15 protein-coding genes are annotated in these 18,025 nt (G+C 70.5%); 5 read left to right on the top strand and 10 right to left on the bottom strand.

Going from position 1 to position 18,025, the window contains the following annotated elements:
• Positions 1-88: 88 nt before the first annotated feature.
• The gene (locus ABT130_RS22915; RefSeq protein WP_350958227.1) at positions 89-283 is read right to left on the bottom strand and encodes a DUF5999 family protein; all 195 of its coding nucleotides are present in this window, start codon (positions 281-283) and stop codon (positions 89-91) included.
• Between the two features lie 430 nt (positions 284-713).
• Between ABT130_RS22915 and ABT130_RS22910 the strand changes: the two genes are divergently transcribed.
• Both ABT130_RS22910 and ABT130_RS22905 read left to right on the top strand, forming a co-directional pair.
• The gene (locus tag ABT130_RS22910) at positions 714-1,334 is read left to right on the top strand and encodes a hypothetical protein (protein WP_350958224.1); all 621 of its coding nucleotides are present in this window, start codon (positions 714-716) and stop codon (positions 1,332-1,334) included.
• A 110-nt stretch (positions 1,335-1,444) separates the two neighbouring features.
• The gene (locus tag ABT130_RS22905) at positions 1,445-2,338 is read left to right on the top strand and encodes a phosphotransferase family protein (RefSeq protein WP_350958221.1); all 894 of its coding nucleotides are present in this window, start codon (positions 1,445-1,447) and stop codon (positions 2,336-2,338) included.
• 194 nt (positions 2,339-2,532) lie between these two features.
• Here the strand turns inward: ABT130_RS22905 and gdhA are convergent, their stop codons facing one another.
• The gene (gene gdhA, locus ABT130_RS22900; RefSeq protein ID WP_350958218.1) at positions 2,533-3,876 is read right to left on the bottom strand and encodes an NADP-specific glutamate dehydrogenase; all 1,344 of its coding nucleotides are present in this window, start codon (positions 3,874-3,876) and stop codon (positions 2,533-2,535) included.
• Between the two features lie 206 nt (positions 3,877-4,082).
• On the opposite strand from gdhA, the gene ABT130_RS22895 reads away from it, so the two are divergent.
• Positions 4,083-4,787: a hypothetical protein gene (locus tag ABT130_RS22895; RefSeq protein WP_350958216.1), complete on the top strand. Its 705-nt coding sequence runs from the start codon at positions 4,083-4,085 to the stop codon at positions 4,785-4,787.
• Here the strand turns inward: ABT130_RS22895 and ABT130_RS22890 are convergent.
• The 4 genes from ABT130_RS22890 to ABT130_RS22875 all read right to left on the bottom strand — a co-directional run bounded on the left by ABT130_RS22890 (position 4,727) and on the right by ABT130_RS22875 (position 9,849).
• On the bottom strand, positions 4,727-5,389 hold the full coding sequence (locus ABT130_RS22890) for a response regulator (RefSeq protein ID WP_350914985.1): 663 nt from the start codon (positions 5,387-5,389) through the stop codon (positions 4,727-4,729). The two genes, ABT130_RS22895 and ABT130_RS22890, sit on opposite strands and share 61 nt — an antisense overlap.
• 78 nt (positions 5,390-5,467) lie before the next feature.
• Positions 5,468-6,640: a sensor histidine kinase gene (locus tag ABT130_RS22885; protein ID WP_350958213.1), complete on the bottom strand. Its 1,173-nt coding sequence runs from the start codon at positions 6,638-6,640 to the stop codon at positions 5,468-5,470.
• Positions 6,641-6,727: 87 nt separating this feature from the next.
• Entirely contained in the window at positions 6,728-8,275 is a 1,548-nt protein-coding gene (locus ABT130_RS22880) for a serine/threonine-protein kinase (protein WP_350958210.1), read from the bottom strand.
• Positions 8,275-9,849, bottom strand: coding sequence for a hypothetical protein (locus ABT130_RS22875; RefSeq protein ID WP_350958207.1), 1,575 nt, complete (start codon positions 9,847-9,849; stop codon positions 8,275-8,277). Before ABT130_RS22875 ends, ABT130_RS22880 begins: the two co-directional genes overlap by 1 nt.
• A 639-nt stretch (positions 9,850-10,488) precedes the next feature.
• Here ABT130_RS22875 and ABT130_RS22870 point away from each other — a divergent pair.
• Positions 10,489-12,567, top strand: coding sequence for a hydantoinase/oxoprolinase family protein (locus ABT130_RS22870; protein WP_350958205.1), 2,079 nt, complete (start codon positions 10,489-10,491; stop codon positions 12,565-12,567).
• A gap of 77 nt (positions 12,568-12,644) precedes the next feature.
• Positions 12,645-14,345, top strand: a complete 1,701-nt coding sequence (locus ABT130_RS22865; protein ID WP_350958202.1) for a hydantoinase B/oxoprolinase family protein — start codon at positions 12,645-12,647, stop codon at positions 14,343-14,345.
• A 69-nt stretch (positions 14,346-14,414) separates the two neighbouring features.
• Here the strand turns inward: ABT130_RS22865 and ABT130_RS22860 are convergent, their stop codons facing one another.
• The 4 genes from ABT130_RS22860 to ABT130_RS22845 all read right to left on the bottom strand — a co-directional run bounded on the left by ABT130_RS22860 (position 14,415) and on the right by ABT130_RS22845 (position 17,857).
• Positions 14,415-14,999 carry a Uma2 family endonuclease gene (locus tag ABT130_RS22860; RefSeq protein ID WP_350958199.1) on the bottom strand — a complete coding sequence of 195 codons (585 nt, stop codon included), beginning with the start codon at positions 14,997-14,999 and terminating at the stop codon, positions 14,415-14,417.
• 68 nt (positions 15,000-15,067) lie between these two features.
• Complete coding sequence (locus ABT130_RS22855; RefSeq protein WP_350958270.1) at positions 15,068-15,715, bottom strand: adenosylcobinamide amidohydrolase; 648 nt, start codon at positions 15,713-15,715, stop codon at positions 15,068-15,070.
• 98 nt (positions 15,716-15,813) lie between these two features.
• A complete protein-coding gene (locus ABT130_RS22850) occupies positions 15,814-16,587 on the bottom strand; it encodes an ABC transporter ATP-binding protein (protein WP_350958197.1) in 774 nt (257 codons plus the stop codon).
• A 100-nt stretch (positions 16,588-16,687) separates the two neighbouring features.
• Positions 16,688-17,857 (bottom strand): FecCD family ABC transporter permease, encoded by a 1,170-nt coding sequence (locus ABT130_RS22845; protein ID WP_451935089.1) that lies wholly within the window; start codon positions 17,855-17,857, stop codon positions 16,688-16,690.
• Between the last annotated feature and the right edge of the window lie 168 nt (positions 17,858-18,025).

Genomic DNA, 18,025 nt, shown 5'->3' with positions numbered 1-18,025 from the left:
CCCCGGACAGTCGTTTCCCGGCCGGGCCGGGAAGGCGGACCGGCCGGGCACCGCGTACCCCGCCGCGAGACCCCTGCGGCACACGGGTTCAGGCCGCCCGCACATAGCAGTCCCGGTGAGCGGGGATGCTGCGCCCGTCGGGCAGAAGCTCGCCGGTGTCGTCGAACAGCACCACGCCGTTGCAGAGCAGCCCCCATCCCTGTTCCGGATGAAACGCCACCAGGCGGGCCGCGTCGTGGTCCGGAGCGTTCGCGGATGGACACGGAGGCTTGTGCTGACACATGACCGTTACCTCGATCCCTGACGATCGCAGGAGAGACTTCGAGAGCCTCCGGTTCCGACTGGACGATCATCGTCGGCGTTCCGGTCCGGTGGGCTGCTTTCACTTCCTACGATGCCGTGTCCGCCGCCCGTCGTCTGCGCTGGCAGCACCCATTCGGGCCCCGTGCCAACGGCAGTCCCGGCATACCCGCTAACCGCAATGCGCCAACAGCCTCGATCAGCTTCAGCGACGCCCGCTGCGGAAGTGCCCCGGCGCGAATCGCCTCGTACTTGGTGATGATGTCCGCCACGTCAACAGGGCGATTCGGCGCCGTCGGCTCGGGACACCCCGGAGAGCCACACTCTTCACTTAAAGTAATGAAGCAACTACAGAGAGTAGAGTTCGGAGGAGGGTGCGAACCACGGCACCGTGAAGTTCTCCAGGGGGGAAAATGCTTGCACGGGGGACCCGATCCCTTGCCATCCCGGCGGCGGTGCTGCTGGCCGTGGCCTTGGTGGGTGGCTGCGGCGACAACACGCCGGCCGACCTGAGGCCCGGTGCCATGGTGGCCACGACCTCGGCACCCGCCGCCGCCCCACCGGCCGCCACGACCGCCCCACAGGCGGCGGATAGCGGCCAGGAGTACCCCTCCGAGGAGTGCCCGGCCGCCGGCAACGCCAAGAAGTTCGCCAAGACCCGCTTCGCGTTGCACGCGGGCCTCGCGCTGGGAGCCTTCTACCGCTACATCTACCGGCCACTGCGGAGCGGGGGCTTCAAGGCGGGGGCGGAGAAGCGGAAGCGGACCTTCGCGAAGGCGGCCGTGGCCGGTCTCTTCACCGTTCACGAGCTGAAGGTCGCCAAGCGCTTCGCCCTGGCCAACCCGACGTTGTGCAAGGGTGTCACGGCGGTCACCGCCAGCTTCGACAGGCTGACCTCCAAGCTGAAGAACGGCACCGCCACCGAGGCCGACCTCGCCGCCACCAAGGACTCCTTCACCGGCCTGCAGCAGAAGGCGACACAGAACGGCTACGGCTTCAAGGAGAAGAACGTCACCGTCCCCGGCGCGAGCTGAGAGCACCACGGCCCCAGAGACCGCAAGACAGCGGAGCGGCAGGATCAACCCAGGGAGGCTCGCGGAACACGGCCCCACACCTGACACGCCGTGATTGGTAGGGTCGCGGCATGGAGAGCCAGAGCCGCGACCATGCCGAGGACGCCCGCGACGCGGTGGCCGAGCACCTGCCCGGCTACCGGGTCGAGACCGTCACACCGCTCGGTGAGGGCCAGGACAACATCGCCTACGAGGTCAACGGCGAGTTGATCGTGCGCTTCAGCAAGGAGCCGGATCCGGCGCGGCGGGCCGCGCTCGTGGAGCGCGAGGCCCGTCTCCTGGCCGCCGTCGCGCGATTCTCCCCGGTGCCCGTCCCCGAACCGCGGTTCACGGTCGCGGAGCACGGCTGCCTGGCCTACTTCAAGCTCCCGGGCCGGCCGCTGCTCGGCCTGCCCATGTCGGAGCGGCTGGCCCACGGCCCGTCGGTCGCCGCCACGCTCGGCGGCCTGCTCGCCGCCGCGCACGCCGTTCCGATGGATCGGCTGGCCGGCCTGGTGGAGGTGGACGACCCGCCGCCGTCCGAATGGCTGGACGAGGCGGTGGAGAGCTACCCGACGATCTCCGGGGAGATCCCGGCGGCCCACCGGCAGGCGGTGCAGGCATTCCTGGACACCCCACCCCCGGACGGGGGATACACCCCGGTCTTCTCGCACAACGATCTGGGAATCGAGCACGTTCTCGTCGACCCGGCCACGGGTGCGGTGACCGGCGTCATCGACTGGAGCGACGCCGCGATCGTCGACCCGGCCTACGACTTCGGCCTGCTGTATCGCGACCTCGGCCCCACCGCCCTGGACGCCGCCCTCGACGGCTACCGGCCCGGCGACGTCACCGCCCTGCGCGAGCGCGCCGTCTTCTACGGCAGATGCAGTCTCTTCGAGGACCTGGCCTACGGCCTCGAAACCGGCCAGGACGCCTACGTCGGCAAATCCCGCACCGCGATGGAGTGGCTCTTCCACTCGTAGAACGCCCCACCGGGGCTCCGATGATCAGAACGGCGTATTCGCGGTTTCGCCGGTGAACGGCCACTCAGGACACCGCCGGCATCCCGGTGCACGGGGAGCGGGCTCGGCGTCCGGGACCGCGATGGGAGCGGCGCCCGGTTATGGAAGGTGTGCCGGTGACCGACGCCTTTGGCGGTCACGGCGAACACTTCAGATCAGATCAGGCCGAGGGAGAGCATCGCGTCGGCGACGCGCTTGAAGCCGTCGATGTTGGCGCCGGCCACGTAGTTGCCCGGCATGCCGTACTCCCTGGCGGTCTCCAGGCAGCGGCCGTGGATGTCCTGCATGATCTCCCGGAGGCGGCGCTCGGAGAACTCGAAGGTCCACGAGTCACGGCTGGCGTTCTGCTGCATCTCCAGCGCGCTGGTGGCCACGCCGCCCGCGTTGGCGGCCTTGCCGGGCCCGAAGGCGACACCCGCCTCCTGGAACACCCGGATGCCCTCCGGCGTGGTGGGCATGTTGGCGCCCTCGCCGACCGCGATGCACCCGCCGCGCACCAGCGACTCGGCGTCCTTGCCGGTGATCTCGTTCTGGGTGGCCGACGGCATCGCCACCTCGCACGGCAGCTCCCAGATGCTCCGCCCCGCCACGAAGGACACGTTGCCGCCGTGACGCTTGGCGTAGGCGTCCATCCGGAGGTGCTCGACCTGCTTGACCTGCTTGAGCAGGTCCAGGTCGATGCCCTTCTCGTCGACGACGTACCCCGAGGAGTCGGAGCAGGCGATCACCGTGCCGCCGAGCTGCTGCACCTTCTCGATCGTGTAGACGGCGACGTTGCCCGAGCCGGACACGATGACGCGCTTACCCTCGAAGGAGGTGCCGCGTGCCTTCAGCATCTCGTCGACGAAGAACGCGCAGCCGTAACCGGTCGCCTCGGTGCGGACCTGGGCGCCGCCGTAGCTGAGCCCCTTGCCGGTGATCACCGCGGACTCGTACCGGTTGGTGATGCGCTTGTACTGGCCGAACAGGTAGCCGACCTCGCGCTGGCCGACGCCGATGTCCCCGGCGGGGACGTCGGTGTACTCACCGATGTGCCGGTAGAGCTCGGTCATGAAGCTCTGGCAGAAGCGCATGATCTCGCGCTGGGAGCGGCCCTTCGGGTCGAAGTCCGAGCCACCCTTGCCCCCGCCGATCGGCAGGCCGGTCAGTCCGTTCTTGAAGATCTGCTCGAAGCCGAGGAACTTGACGATGCCCAGGTACACCGAGGGGTGGAAACGCAGTCCCCCCTTGTAGGGCCCGAGCGCGCTGTTGAACTCGACCCGGAAGCCACGGTTGATGTGGACCTCACCCTGGTCGTCCTCCCACGGCACCCGGAAGATGATCTGCCGCTCCGGCTCGCAGATCCGCTCAATGATCTTGGATTCGGCATACTCGGGATGCTTGCCGAGGACCGGTCCGATGCTCTCCAACACCTCGCGAACGGCCTGGTGGAACTCGATCTCACCCGGGTTGCGGCGCAGGACACTGTCGTAGATCGAGTCCAGTTTTTCGTGCAACATCACTTATCTTTCTGATCGCCAGCCCACACACTGTGGTCTAGACCTTATGAGACGCACTTCTCACACCTTTCACCGGCCCACGGTGAGAACTTCTTACCCCGCGAGAGGGACCCCGGATCAGCCCGGCGACGGACGACCCGGCGGGGACCCGCCGCCTACCTTCCTGGTTAAAAGGCCGCCCCGGCCTCACACGGGAAGAAAAAGCCATGTTCAAGGATTCAGCCGACTTCCGGCGCATCACATCAGGCCTGCTGCTGATCGTCGCCCCACTGCTCCAGGCCATTGCTGTCATCCTCGACCCCGGCACCTGGGGCGACGAGCGCGAAGCGGTCAGTTTCGCGGAAAATCCCGCCCTCGCCCAGGTCCAGTCGGTGATGTACCACTGGGCCTACCTGCTGATGGCCGTCGCGGCCCTCGGCCTGCTGCATGTGATGCGCCGCCGCGCGGTGGTCTTCGGCCACATCGCGGGCTCGCTCACCGTCCTCGGCTACATCAGCGTGTCGGGCCTGCTCATGACCGACCCGGTGGAGTGGTGGCTCGGGCAGCGGAACACTCCTGAGCAGGCGCAGCAGATCCTCAACGAGATGCTGGACCTGCCCGGCGTCGTCTTCGGGTTCCAGATGCCCTGGCTGTTCTTCGCCATCTTCGGCCTGCCCGTCCTGGTGATCGGCGTCTGGCGGGCGGGATTCGCGCACTGGTGGGTGCCGCTCGTCGTCGGCATCGGCTACGGCGGCTCGATGCTGGTCCCGTACGGCCCGGTGACCGTCCCGCTGTGGGTCGCCCCCGCGGTCGCGCTGGGCTGGCTCGGCGTCAAGATGATCCGGATGAGCCGCGAGGAGTGGATCTCCTACTACCCGACTGTCACCCCCGGCCGCACCACGCCCGACTCGTACGCGAACACCACCGCCTGAGCCCGGTCCCGCAGATGGAGTTTCATCAGTACCCGTGCCACATGGGTCTTGACCGTGGCCTCACCGACAAAGAGCTTCCCCGCGATCTCGGAGTTGGTCAGGCCACGGGCCAGGGAGCGCAACACCTCCAGCTCGCGCGGGGTGAGGTCGGCCAGCTGCGGCGGGGGCGCGGGATCATGACGGCCCGCGAAGGAGGCGATGACGCGAGTGGTGACGGCCGGGTCGAGCAGGGCGTCCCCGGCGACGACGACACGAATGGCGTCCACCAGTTGCTCAGGCGGCGAGACCTTGAGCAGGAACCCGCTGGTCCCCGCGCGGAGCGCGGCGTAGAGGTTCTCGTCGGTGTCGAAGGTGGTCAACATGACGATCTTCGGCGGTTCCGGCTGCCCCAGCAGCTGCCTGGCGGCGGTGAGGCCGTCCATACGGGGCATCGAGATGTCCATCAGCACGATGTCGGGCTTGGTGCGGCGGACCACGGCGATGGCCTCGACCCCGTCGGGGGCCTCGCCGACCACCTCCATGCCGGGTTCACTCTCCACGACGAGCTTCAGTCCGGCGCGGACCATCGCCTGGTCGTCGACGATCACGATACGGATGCTCACTTCTCCTCCTTCTTGCCAGGCGGCTCGGCGCCTCGTTCATGGTTCCGTCCGTCAGCCGGCTCATCCGGCCGGCTCCACTCATACGATCGGCTCACCGGCCGGCACCTCCAGCGAGGCCGGCAGGGACGCGTGGACCCGGAAGCCACCTTCTGGGCGCGGGCCGGCCTCGAAGGTGCCGCCGAAGAGCTCGGCGCGCTCACGCATGCCGATGAGGCCGTTGCCCGTCGACAGCGCGGAGGACGTCCCGCCGTTCCCACTCCCGTTCGTGACCTCCACCTCCACGGAGTCCCGGTGATAGGAGACCGTGATCCGGATCTCGGACTCTCCGGCGTGCTTGACCGCGTTGGTGAGGGCCTCCTGGGCGATGCGATAGACCGACAGGTCCAGCCCGGGTGCCAGCCGCACCGCCTCCCCCCGTACGTCGAGGATGACCCGCAGCCCGGAGGAGACGAGCGAGTCCACGGTGCCGGACAGCAGGTCCAGGCCGGGTTGCGGGATGCTCTCGTCCAGGGGCATACGCAGCGCGCCGAGCATGACGCGCAGTTCCTCGACCGCCTCGCGCCCCATCCGTTCGATGCCCAGCAGTGCCTCGTCGTCCCCGCCTCGCGAGCGGCGGAGCACCCCGGCCTGCATGACCATCATGCTGACGCTGTGGGCGACCACGTCGTGCAGCTCGCGAGCGATGCGGGCTTTCTCCCGCGCGACGGCCTCGCGTTCCCTGTCACGTTCCAGGTGGACGGCCTGCTCGGCCAGGCGGCGTACCCGGGCGACATAGGCGTGCAGGGCGAGGCCGGTGAGGTAGGCGGCGCCGAAGAGGGCGGTCAGGAAGATGACCTCCTCCAAGGGGAGCCGGCGATGGTCGACGGCACCGGAGCCGAACGCCAGGGTGCCGGTGACGGCCCAGGCGAGCCCGGGCCTGAAGGGGAGCTCGGCACCGACGGTGTGGAAGACGATCAGCAGGGAGGCGAGCTGCCAGATCTGACAGTGTTCGTACCCCTGCCGGTGCCAGGCGTACTGGGCAAGGATCATCAGGATGAACACGGCGACCGGCGACCGGCGCCGGAACCACACGAGCGCGCCGGTGACGAGCGCCTGGCCGACCCACCACAGCTCGGGCGTCTCGGTCGCGCCGTACTCGGTGGCGACGGTGAACGCCTCCAGCGTGCCGAGGGCGACGATCACGGCGCCGATCAGCAAGTCGAACTTCGGCACCGCACGCAGGTGCCGAAGAGGGGAGAGGAGAACCGCCATGCGGGGAGACTAAAGCTTGGTGACCGTCTTGCCCATAGGACAAAACACCCGGACAAGTCGCTCACAAGTGGAACACAAGTCAACGGATCAGAACACCGGGAATGAAACGCTCCGCACGAATCGATTGGCGGTCGCGTTGTCGCACCTGCCGGACGCGCAGAAGTAAATGATGAGGGCCGGTTCGTCCGGCCGCTCGACGACCCAGCCGGTGAATTCGAGCTGGCCACCGCGCTGCGGGTCGGCGATCGTCCCCTGCAACCGGATGGCCGGCTGCCCGCCCACGCTCACCTGGACGACCTGGGAGAAGACGTTGACCGTGCCGGGAAGCGAGGACTGCATCGTCTCCTGCAGCTGCTTGGCGCCACTGCGCGGGTCGAGGGTGTCGAGCGTCTGCACGTAAAGGCCGCCGGCGTCCTGGGGGTCGTCCTTGATGATCTCGTTCACGGTCGCCCAGTCGGCGGTGACGGGCGTGGCGAACAGCGCCCGGAACTGCTCCACCCTCGGCGAGGCCACCACGAACACATCGGCGTGCGGTTGGAGGGTCCAGGTGCCGGGATGCTGGAAGGCGACCGGCACCGCGGCCGAGCCTTCGTACGCCACCCAGGTGTCGCCACCGCGCAGGAACGTCGCGAGCATCGCCACCAGCGCGACGATCGCCGTGATCGCCACTGCGGCGCCGATGAGGATGCCCTTCCCACCGGATCTGGGCCTGCTCGGCTCCTGTCGGCTCGTGGGCACCGTCGGTGCGGCGGGGGCAGCCTGGGTGAGCTGGTACGACTGGCCGGCACCGCTGATCGCGTCACGCAGCTCGGCGACGAACTGGCCGCAGGTCTCGTAGCGCTGCTCGGGCGACTTGGCCAGGGCCCGCATCATGACGCCGTCGACCTCGAGCGGCAGTTCGGGGCGGAGCGTGGTGAGCGGGGTGGGGGTCTCGGCGAGGTGTGCCCAGAGCAGGGCGATCTCGTTGTCGCGCTGGAAGGGCAGCCTCCCGGCCAGCGCCTCGTAGACCACGCAGGCCAGGCCGTACTGGTCGCAGCGGCCGTCGATGTGCTCCTTGTTGATCTGCTCGGGCGACATGTAGCGGGGGGTGCCGATGAACTGGTTGGTCTGGGTCAGCCCGGAGATCGAGGTGCGGTGCTTGGTGATGCCGAAGTCGGTGAGGTAGGCGTGGTCGCCCTCGGTGTGGGCGGCGATCAGGATGTTGGCCGGCTTGACATCGCGGTGAACCAGGTCGTGGGCGTGCGCGGTGTCGAGCGCGGCGGCCACCTGGGCGAAGGTCCGGTTGACCTGGCTGACCGGCATCGGGCCCCGGTCGTAGAAGAGCTTGCGCAGGTCGGGGCCGTTGACGTAGCGCATCGCGATGTAGAGGGTGCCGTCGTCGGCGCTGTCGGCCTCGTAGATCGGGATGATGTTGGGGTGGTCGATGCTCGCGACGGTGCGCGACTCCAGCACGAAGCGCTGGCGGAACCGCTCGTCCTCGCCGAGGAGCGGGTTGAGGATCTTCAGTGCCACCCGGCGGTTGAGCCTGGGGTCGACCGCGAGGTAGACCACGGCCATGCCGCCCTTGCCGATGATGTCCTCGATCTGGTAGCCGGCCACTTCCCGGCCGATCAGCGCCCTGTCGTTCACGGACATCACGTCTTGGCCGGCTGGCCGCAGTAGCCGCAGAAGCTGTGCGCGGGGCCCAGCCGCATCCCGCAGCCCGTGCAGTACTTCTGCACTGTCGTCTCGGCGGGTCTGGGGTCCGGAGCGGTGCTGGAACCCGGATCGCGCGCCACCAGCACCGGCTGGCCGGGCGAGGTCGAGGAGATCTTGGGCAGTGCGGGGAAGGAGCGGCCGACCACGATCGTGGGGTCGACCTGCTCGTCGAAGGCCGATCTCGCCTGCACGGGCGGCGGGTTCAGGGGAGGAGACAGGGTGGGGGGCAGGGGGTCGGCGGGCAGGCTCGGCTCCGGTTCCGGTTCGGAGCGTCTGCGGCGCCAGAGCAGGATCGCGGCGACCAGCACCACCAGCACCAGCAGGCCGCCTCCGACCAGGAACGGCCACAGGGGCGTGCCGCCGGGCGCGTCGGTGGAGGCGGCCGCCCTCTTGGTGCCCTCGTCCTCTGGGGTGCCGCGCTTGGCCTGGGACGTCTTCAGGTGCGCGGCGGCCACGGTGTGGCCCGGGTAGAGGTCCAGCACCCGCTGGAAGGCGGGGACGGCGTCACCGTAGTAGTGGGTGTGGAAGCGGGTCAGCGCCTGCTCGAAGGCGGCGTCGATCGGGCCGCGGGCGGGCGCGACGTCCGCCTCGGCCAGGGCCTTGGTGACCTCGCGGATGCCGATCATCCGGGCGTCCTTGCCACCGCCGAGCAGCAGGCCGACGACCTCGCCCTTCTTGTCCTCGATCACCGGGCCGCCGAGCAACCCCTTGTCGACGAGCGCGCCCAGCTTCTCCGGCTCGTTGACCTTGTTCTCCGGGTCCTTGAACTGCCGGCCGCCCTCACCGGCGCCGCCCGCCCGAAGGTGGGCGATGTCGACGGTCTCCGGCAGGTTCGCGGCGGGCCGCCCGGTGAACCCGGCGACCGCCACCGGCGAGCCCTCCTTGGCGGGCACCTCGGCGGCGAGCGGGGCGGTGGGCAGGCCAGCGCTCCCGTCGGCGCGGCCGACGGGCTTCAGCACCGCCGGGCTGTCGGGCTTGTCACCGGGGCGGACGATCTCGGCCCTGAACCCCTCCGTGTCGGCGGGGGAGATGTTGGGGAAGACCTTGATCTCTGTGGTGACGTCGATGATGCAGGTGGCGGTGGGCTGCTTGGGTGGGTAGCACTCCTGCAGGTGGTGGTTGAGCAGGTCGTCCTTGAGCTTGTGCCGCTCGAAGTCCGCGGGGATCTTGACCTTGTGGTGCTCGGCGAAGATCTTGTTGGCGGCGTAGATCCGGACGTCCCTGTCGTTCTTGACCACCCGGGTGAGGGTGACCATGCCCCCGTCGGGGTTGATCACTGTGCCGGTGCCGCTGCCGATCGGCACCTCGTAGGAACGCTCCACGTGGACCAGCTCGCCGATGTGGTCAAGGAGCGTGATGTCCACGCGTGCCGTGGCCTCGATCCTGACCACCGCGGGGGTCACCAGATCGGTGATCCCGCTGGGATGCTCGTGAGCCAGAGCAGGCGCCACCCCGGCGACCGCCAACAGGAGGCCCCCGAACACCGCCACCGCCGAACCGAACCGCCGCATCGCCACTCCCTACAGGGGATAGGACAAGGGTCGCAAACCAGAGTGAATAAGTGAACCGCTCAGGCCCGAGGGCTTGACTTTCTTTCCGCCGTTACCTGCACCCGGCCACGAGACGGATATCTCCACCCCGCCTTCACCATCACCACTTAGGCACCGACCATGCCTTTCACCATGCCCACCCCCCGTTGCGGACAGTTACGCAAAGTCTAATCCTGACCGGGCCCCGGTGCGACAATGTATACCGCGCGAGGACCGGTTCCCTCATCTCGCCCAATGGCCCGCGGTCGCCCCGAATCCAATGGGACGGAAGCCCCACATTTCGATATTTCCATCTAATACGCGATAAAGCGGATAAAGCTCTCATTGCTTCTCATGCGCCCGAGGAGGCTCCTCCCGTACGTGGGCCGACGGCCCGCGAATTCGAAAACCCGAGAAGAGCGGGCGCCGCACGGAAGACGAGGGCCACCGGGCCACGGGCGAGCCGATCACCCGGAGGCGGACCCCCGGCAGACCCCATGGACAAGCGCTTGCTAGGGAAATAGCCTGCCCTTCGTGGGCGGGCGAGCGGGCGCGGGGCCTGCTCCCGCGCCGCGACGGGCCACCCGCCCGAAGCACCGGACGATCAGACGGGGAGAGCCGTTGAGCCACTCGATCGGGGTCGACGTCGGAGGGACGTTCACGGACGTGGTGCTCCGCGGGCCGGATGGTGAGATCAGCGTCGCCAAGTGCCTGAGCACCCACGACGACCCGGCCGACGGCATCGTCACGGGCATCACCACCGCGCTTGGCCACCGGGACCCCTCCCTGGTGACCAGGGTCGTGCACGCGACCACGCTGGCCACCAACGCCGTGCTCGAACGCAGAGGCGTCCGCGTCGCCTATGTCACGACCAGGGGTTTCCGCTCGGCGATCCCCCTGGGCCGCTACGCGCGGGTCGAGGAGGACCGCTACGACCTCCGCTTCGACCCGCCAGCGCCGCCGGTCGCCGCCGGTGACTGCTTCGAGGTGCCCGAGCGGGTGAACGACCGGGGCGAGGTGCTCGAACCGCTCGACGAGGCGGCCGTGGCCCGCGTCGGCGAGGAGATCGCGCGGCGGGGTGTCACCGCGGCCGCCGTCTGCCTGCTGCACTCGTACGCGAACCCCTCGCACGAACGGCGGGTCGCCGAGATCCTCCGGCGCGTCGTGCCGACCGTGGTGATCTCCTCGGAGGTCTGGCCGGAACTGCGCGAGTACGAGCGGGCGACCACCACGATCATGTCCGCGTACGTCGGGCCCGTCATGGCGGGATACCTGCGGCGGCTGACCGCTCGGCTGGCCGGCATCGGAATCACCGCGCCGGTGCACGTCATGGACTCGGGCGGCGGCGTGATGTCCGCCGAGCTGGCAGCCCGGCGGGCCGTGGCCACCATCGAGTCCGGCCCCGCGGCCGGGGTGCTGGCCGCCGCCGCGTCCGGCCATCCGGACGTCATCTCCTTCGACATGGGCGGGACCACCGCCAAGACCTGCGTGATCAGGAACGGCGAGCCGGAGATCACCCACGAGTTCCACGTGGGCGGCAAGGGCAGCTTCGGCGGGCGCAGGGCCGGGACCGGGGTGCCGGTCAAAACCCCGGCCATCGACCTGGCGGAGGTGGGGGCCGGAGGGGGCAGCATCGCGTGGGTGGACCCGGCCGGCACCCTGCGGGCAGGCCCGCGCTCGGCCGGTTCGGAACCCGGCCCGGCCTGCTACGGCCTGGGCGGCGACGAGCCGACGGTGACGGACGCCAACCTGGTACTCGGTTACCTCGACGCCGCCTCGTTCGCCGCCGGGACGATGTCGCTCTCCCTCGACCTCGCGGAGAAGGCGGTCGACCGCCGTCTGGCCGGCCCGCTCGGGGTCTCCCGCGCCGAGGCGGCGCACGCCGTCCACGAGATCGCCAACGCCTCGATGGGGTCGGCGGTCCACGTGGTGACGGTGCAGCGGGGCATCGATCCCCGAGGGTTCGTCATGGTCGCCTTCGGCGGCGCGGGCCCGATGCACGCGGCCAGGGTCGCCTCCCGCTTCGGCATCTCCACGGTGGTCGTCCCCGCGCACTGCGGGGTCGGCTCCGCGGCCGGCCTGCTGGCCGGCGACCTGTCCACCGACCGCGTCCTGTCCGCTCCGGGTGCCGATCCGGTGCGGGTCTTCGCCATCCTGGCCGAGGCCGCCGCCGCCGACCTGAACGTGACCCTCGGCTCCCCCGGTGTCTCGGTCACCCGCTCGGCCGACGTCCGCTTCACCGGACAGGCCCACGACCTGACCGTGCGGTGGAGCGACTCCCCCGCCGAGCTGGCCGACCGCTTCTTCGCGAGATACCGGCAGGTGTACGGCATCGAACAGCGGGGCCCCACCGAGGTCGTCAGCTACCGCGTCCGCGTCACCCAGACCGCCCGGCACCCCCTTACCGACGCCGCGCCCGCGCCTGCCCCTCCCCGCGCCTCGCCCGGAGCCCGGGAGCCGGGCGGGCCGCGCCCGGAGGCTCACGGTGCTTCCGACGTCTCCGAGGTACGGCGGGCCGCGTACTTCCCCGAGCTGGGCGGGTACGTACAGGTGCCGGTGCTCACCAGGGCGACCCTGCGCGAGACGGAGGGACCGGCGATCGTCGAGGACACCGAGGCGACGATCGTGGTGCCACCGGGCTGGACGGCCAGGCTCGCGGACGACATGGCGGTAATCCTCACCGAGGGCGGAACACCATGACACCGGAACCCTCGACGGCGCACGAGCGGTCCGCGCGAGGAGGCCTCACGAAGGGTCCTCACGAGAGGGCGAGCCGGTTGACGGCGGAGACGCTGACCGCGGAGGTGCTGCGGAACGCGCTGGTGGTGGCGGCCGAGGAGGCGAGCATCGTGGTGGTGCGCTCGGCCTACTCGACGTTCATCGTCGAGGGGTCCGACGCCTCGGCGGCGATCCTCGACGCGAATGGGCGCCTGGTCGCGCAGTCGATGGCGACCACGCTCATGAACAGCATGGCGCTGAAGGTCGCGCTGCCCGAACTACTGAAGGACATCCCGGCCCCCACCATGCGGCCCGGTGACGTGTTCGTGCTCAACGACGCCTACCGGGGCGGGGTGCACACCAACGACCTGCTCGTCTACCGGCCGGTCTTCGTCGCCGGCGAGCCCGCCTACTTCACCGCGACGATGATCCACGTCTCGGACCTCGGCGGCCTGTCCGCGGGCGGCATGGCCCCGCTCGCCACCGACATCTTCCTTGAGGGCCTGCAACTCCCCCCGGTCCTGCTGGCCACCGCGCGCGGCGTGGAACCGGCGATCGAGGCGATCCTGCGGGCCAACAGCCGCACCCCTGACAAGGTCATGGGCGATGTGCGCGCGCTCGTCGCGGGCACCGCGGTCGCCGCGGCCCGGATCGAGGCGCTGGTCGGCGAGTACGGCCCGGCCGGGCTCGCCCGGGGGATCGACGACTATCTCGACCACACCGAGACGCTGACCCGCGCGGCCCTCCTCGCCCTGCCCGCCGGGCGCTACGAGGCGTCCTACCCGATCGACGACGACGGCATCGACCTCACCACCTCGCACACCGTCAGGGTCGCGGTCACCCTGGCCCCCGGTGCGGGAGCCGTACTCGACTTCGACGGCACCGATCCCCAGGTCCCTGCGGCGATCAACTCCTCCTCGTCACAGTCGCTGGCCGCCGCCGTGTTCGCGATGCGCTGCTTCCTGGACCCGTCCATCGCGATGAACGACGGCTGCCTGCGGGCGATCGAGGTGCGGCTGCCACCCGGCTCGCTGCTCAACGCCCGCTCGCCCTATCCGTGCGGTGGCCGGTTCGTGCCCATCTACGCGGCGATGGAGGCCGTCTTCCAGGCACTGTCGGACGCGATGCCCGAACGCGCCATCGCGGCGAGCGGCATCCTGCAGCCCTTCTCCATCGCGGCCGTCGGGGCGCCGTACTGGATCCACCTGTCGTACGACTTCGGCGGGGTCGGCGCCCGGCAGGGCAAGGACGGCCCGGACGCGACCGGCGTGCACTTCGGCATCGGCCGCAACTCGGTACCCCAGGTCGAGCCGGTCGAGACCCGCTGCCCGCTCGTCGTGGAGTCGGTGGAGACCGTCCCCGACTCCGGCGGCCCCGGCAGGCACCGGGGCGGCCTCGGCTCCCGCACGGTGATCCGCTTCCTGGCCGACGCCCACGTCACCACCCGGGGCGACCGGCTGCGCAACGCCCCGCCCGGACGCTCCGGCGGCCTGCCGGGACGGCTCGGCGGCTTCTACCTGCGACGCGCGGACGGCTCGCTGGAGCGCCTCGACTCCAAGGTGAACAACGTCCGGTTCAGCGCGGGCGAGGCGTTCGTGATCGAGACGACCGGCGGCGGCGGCATCGGCTCCCCCTGCGATCGTCCCGTCGAGGAGGTCCTCGCCGACCTCGACACCGGCCGCGTCACCCCGCACGGCGCCCTCGCCGACTACGGCGTCACCGTCAGGGACGACGGCACGGCCCTGCGTGCGGAGGACTGACACGCGCGGGTCCGGACGGGCGACCCCCGGTGCAGGAGGCCACCCGGCCCCGCGGAGGGCTTGCCTCGCTCAGCCCCGAGGCCGCAGCAGCACGGCGGGATCGAAGGAGACCTCGAAGGGGGCGAAGAGGGTCGCGACCTCTCCCGCCTCGTACTTTTCTGCGGCTTTGTACTCGTCACCGGCGAGTTCGTGGACGTGGACGGACGGACCGTCGGACAGCTCGATCCGCCAGTAGGCGGGAATGCCCGCCGCGGCGTAGGCGGCCCTTTTGAGATGACGGTCCCGCGCCTGGGTACTCGGGCTGACCACCTCGACGGCCAGGAGGATGTCGCGTGGCGCGAACATCAACTGCGTCTCGTCGACGGCCTTCGTCGGCACCACGACGAGGTCGGGGATGAAGAAGTCGCGGTCGCTCGCCCGGAGGTTGACCTCCGGCAGTGGCTCGAACTCCAAGGGCGCGGCGTCTTCGAGAATCCGCCCGAGACGGAAGATCGCACGCTGATGCAGGGGGATAGGAGAGGGACTCACCAACAGGCTCCCGTTGAAGAGCTCATAGCGGTTCCCGTCATCGGGAAACTTGAGCAGGTCGTCGACAGTGAACGGCGGCTCTCCTTGGAGAACCGTCCGCCTGGTCGTCGGCTCCGTCGTTGCCATCGCGGTCACCTGCTCAGTATCGGGAGTCTCGCCCTCGCTCACATGCTACTTCCCGCAATTCTCTTACTTTAAGTAGTCAACACATCACGGTTTACCCACTGCTGGGCGCCCTGGCGGACGGCGGTGTGGACGGCACGGGCGATGCGGGCGCCCCAGGTGGAGCGGGGGCCGCCGAAGAGTTCCTCCGGGCCGTGCTCGGGGACTGCCACGCAGACGGCGTCGGAGGCGGTCCCGGTGCCGGGGAAACCGACCTCCAGCAGGGCCTGGGTCTTGGCCTCGGTCACCGTCATGACCGTGTTGACCAGGGCGGCGTCGCTCATCGCGACCGGTACGGCGACGACGATGTTGATCGTTCCCGGCAGGTACGCGGGGGCCAGTTCGGGGTCCGGGACACCCTCGGGGGCGGCGGCCCAGGTGGGGACGCGCAGGCCGACGGTCGCCATGACCTCCACTCCCCCGTCGGCGGCCCGGGTGAAGTGGTCGACGGAGGCGGCGGTGAGCATGCCGACACCGGAGCCGGGCGGGGCGAGTTCCAGCAGGTGCTCCACCGGGTCCATCCGCGAGTATCCACCGACCACCTGCGCGTTGAGCGCCCAGGCGGCCGGGCCGATGCCGCCGCCGACCATGGCCGAGGAGATCGCCCGCCACCCGGGGCCGAACTCCCAGAGCAGCGAGGCCAGCCGGGCCCCGTCCTCCTCACGATGGCTCAGCCGCAAAGAGACCTCGCGCGCCGGCTGGATCTCGGACCCGCTCGGTAGGCCTCCGGACGAACCTCGCACCCGCTCGGGAAGGCTCGGGGGAATCTCGGACCCGGTCAAGGACGCTCCAGGTGGACCTCGGGCCTGCCACCGGGGCCGGTGGCGACGCGGACGCGGGCCTCGAAGTGCTCGCCGATCAGCTCTCCGGTCAGCACCTCGGCCGGGGTGCCGGAGGCGGCCACCCGGCCGCCCGAGAGCAACATCATCGAGTCAGCGTACTGGCCGGCCAGGCTCAAATCATGCAATGTCGTGACGACGGTTAGTCCGTCGGCCAGCCGGAGCCGGTCCACGAGCTCCAGCACCTGCTGCTGATGTCCCAGGTCGAGGGCGGTGGTGGGCTCGTCGAGCAGGAGCACCGGGGCCTGCTGGGTCAGCGCCCTGGCGAGCACCACGCGCTGGCGCTCGCCTCCGGACAGATGGCCGAGCCGCCGGTCGGCGAGGGGCGACAGGTCCAGCCGCTCCAGCACCGACGCGGTCACCTCGCGGTCGCGGCGGCCCTCGCGGCCCAGGTAGGGGATGTACGGGGTACGCCCGAGCAGGGCGTAGTCGAACACCGTCATGTCGACCGGCAGCGCCGGGGACTGCGGGGCGTAGGCCAGCAGCCTGGCCCGGTCCCTGGGCCGCAGCCGTCTGATCGGCACGTCGTCGACGAGCACCTCGCCCTCGCAGGGCAGCACCCCGGCCAGGGCGCGCAGCAGCGTGGACTTGCCCGCGCCGTTGGCGCCGATGACGGCCAGCCAGCCGCCGTCCCTGACATCGAGCCCGACGCCGGACAGCACGGTCCGCCGGTCCAGCACCACCGACAGGTCACTCACCGCGAGGCGGCTCACCGGATCTCCCCTCCACGCGGCGCACGGGCCACGGTCACCCGCTCCCCGTGCACACCTGCCGGAACGGTCGTGTGCTCCTCGTACGGACGGGCCCGGACGCTCATGTCTCCACCCGGCGGGTCATGCGCAGTACGGCGACGAAGAACGGCGCGCCGAAGAAGGCGGTCACCACCCCGATGGGCAGCTCGGCGGGGGCGAGCACGGTCCTGGCGATGAGGTCGGCGAGGACCAGGAAGGCGGCCCCGCCGATCAGCGAGATCGGTAGCACGACCCGGTACGAGGAACCGGTCAGGCGGCGGACCACGTGCGGCACGACGATGCCGACGAAGCCGATCAGCCCGCTGACCGCGACGGCCGCCGCGGTGGCCAGGGAGGCGGCGAACAGCACGACGAGGCGGACCCTGGCGGCGTTCAGGCCGAGGGTGACCGCCTCGTCGTCACCGACCGAGAGCACGTCGAGCAGCCTGCCGTGCAGCAGCATGACCGTCACCGAGACGACCGCGTACGGGGCCACCAGCGTGACCTGACTCCAGCCGCCGCCGACGTTGCCGAGGATCCAGGCGTAGATGCGCTGGAGCTCCTCCACCCTGAGCTGCTGCAGGAACGTCTGGATGGCGGTGAGAAAGGAGGTGACCGCCACGCCCGCGAGGACCAGCGTGGCGGTGCCGCCGCCCCGGCCCGCCGCGTTGCCCAGCGCGTAGGCGAGCAGGACCCCGCCGACGGCGCCGGCGAAGGCCGCGGCGGGGATGCCGATCGCCTCGCCGTCGCCCTTGGTGAGGACGATCGCCGCCGTGGTCGCCAGACCGGCGCCCGCCGCGGCTCCCAGCAGGTAGGGGTCGGCCAGCGGGTTGCGGAAGACTCCCTGGTAGCCGGCTCCCGCGACGGCCAGCAGGCCACCGACGATCGCGGCGAGCAGGACCCTGGGCAGCCGTATCTCGGCCAGCAGGCTCAGTTCGACCGGGGCCAGCCCGGAGTCGGCCGAGACGAACGGCAGCCAGTCGAGCAGTTGGATCAGCACACTGCGCGGCGCGATGTCCGCGGCACCGACCAGCAGCCCGGCGAGCATGCTCGCCAGGAGCAGGGCCACGGCCGCGACCGTCACCGCCGGGCTGAGCCGGGCCGCCTGCCCGCCCGCGACACCGGCCTTCCGAGCCGCACCGGCGCCGGGCGGGAACGGCTCCTTCCCGGCACCCGGGCGGAACGGCTCCGAGGTGCCGGTACCGGAGGGGAACGGCTCCCGCACGGCACCGGCAGGAGACGGTTCCGGCATGTCGGTGCCCGGACGGGGCAGCCCCGACGTACCGGCGGCGGGAGCGGTCGGGTCAGGAGGAGACGGTTCCGGCCGGGTACGGGACGGTGCCGAGGTGGCGTTGCCCGCCTTCGGGGTGCCGGAGTCGCGGGGCGGCCCGTCCGTGCCGCCGGGGACGCCCAAGGAGCG

It is taken from the genome of Streptosporangium sp. NPDC001681 (assembly GCF_040298085.1).
In the GTDB taxonomy this organism is placed as follows: domain Bacteria; phylum Actinomycetota; class Actinomycetes; order Streptosporangiales; family Streptosporangiaceae; genus Streptosporangium.
The sequence above is the reverse complement of the archived record's forward strand: the minus strand, read 5'-3'. Positions and strand labels throughout refer to the sequence as shown.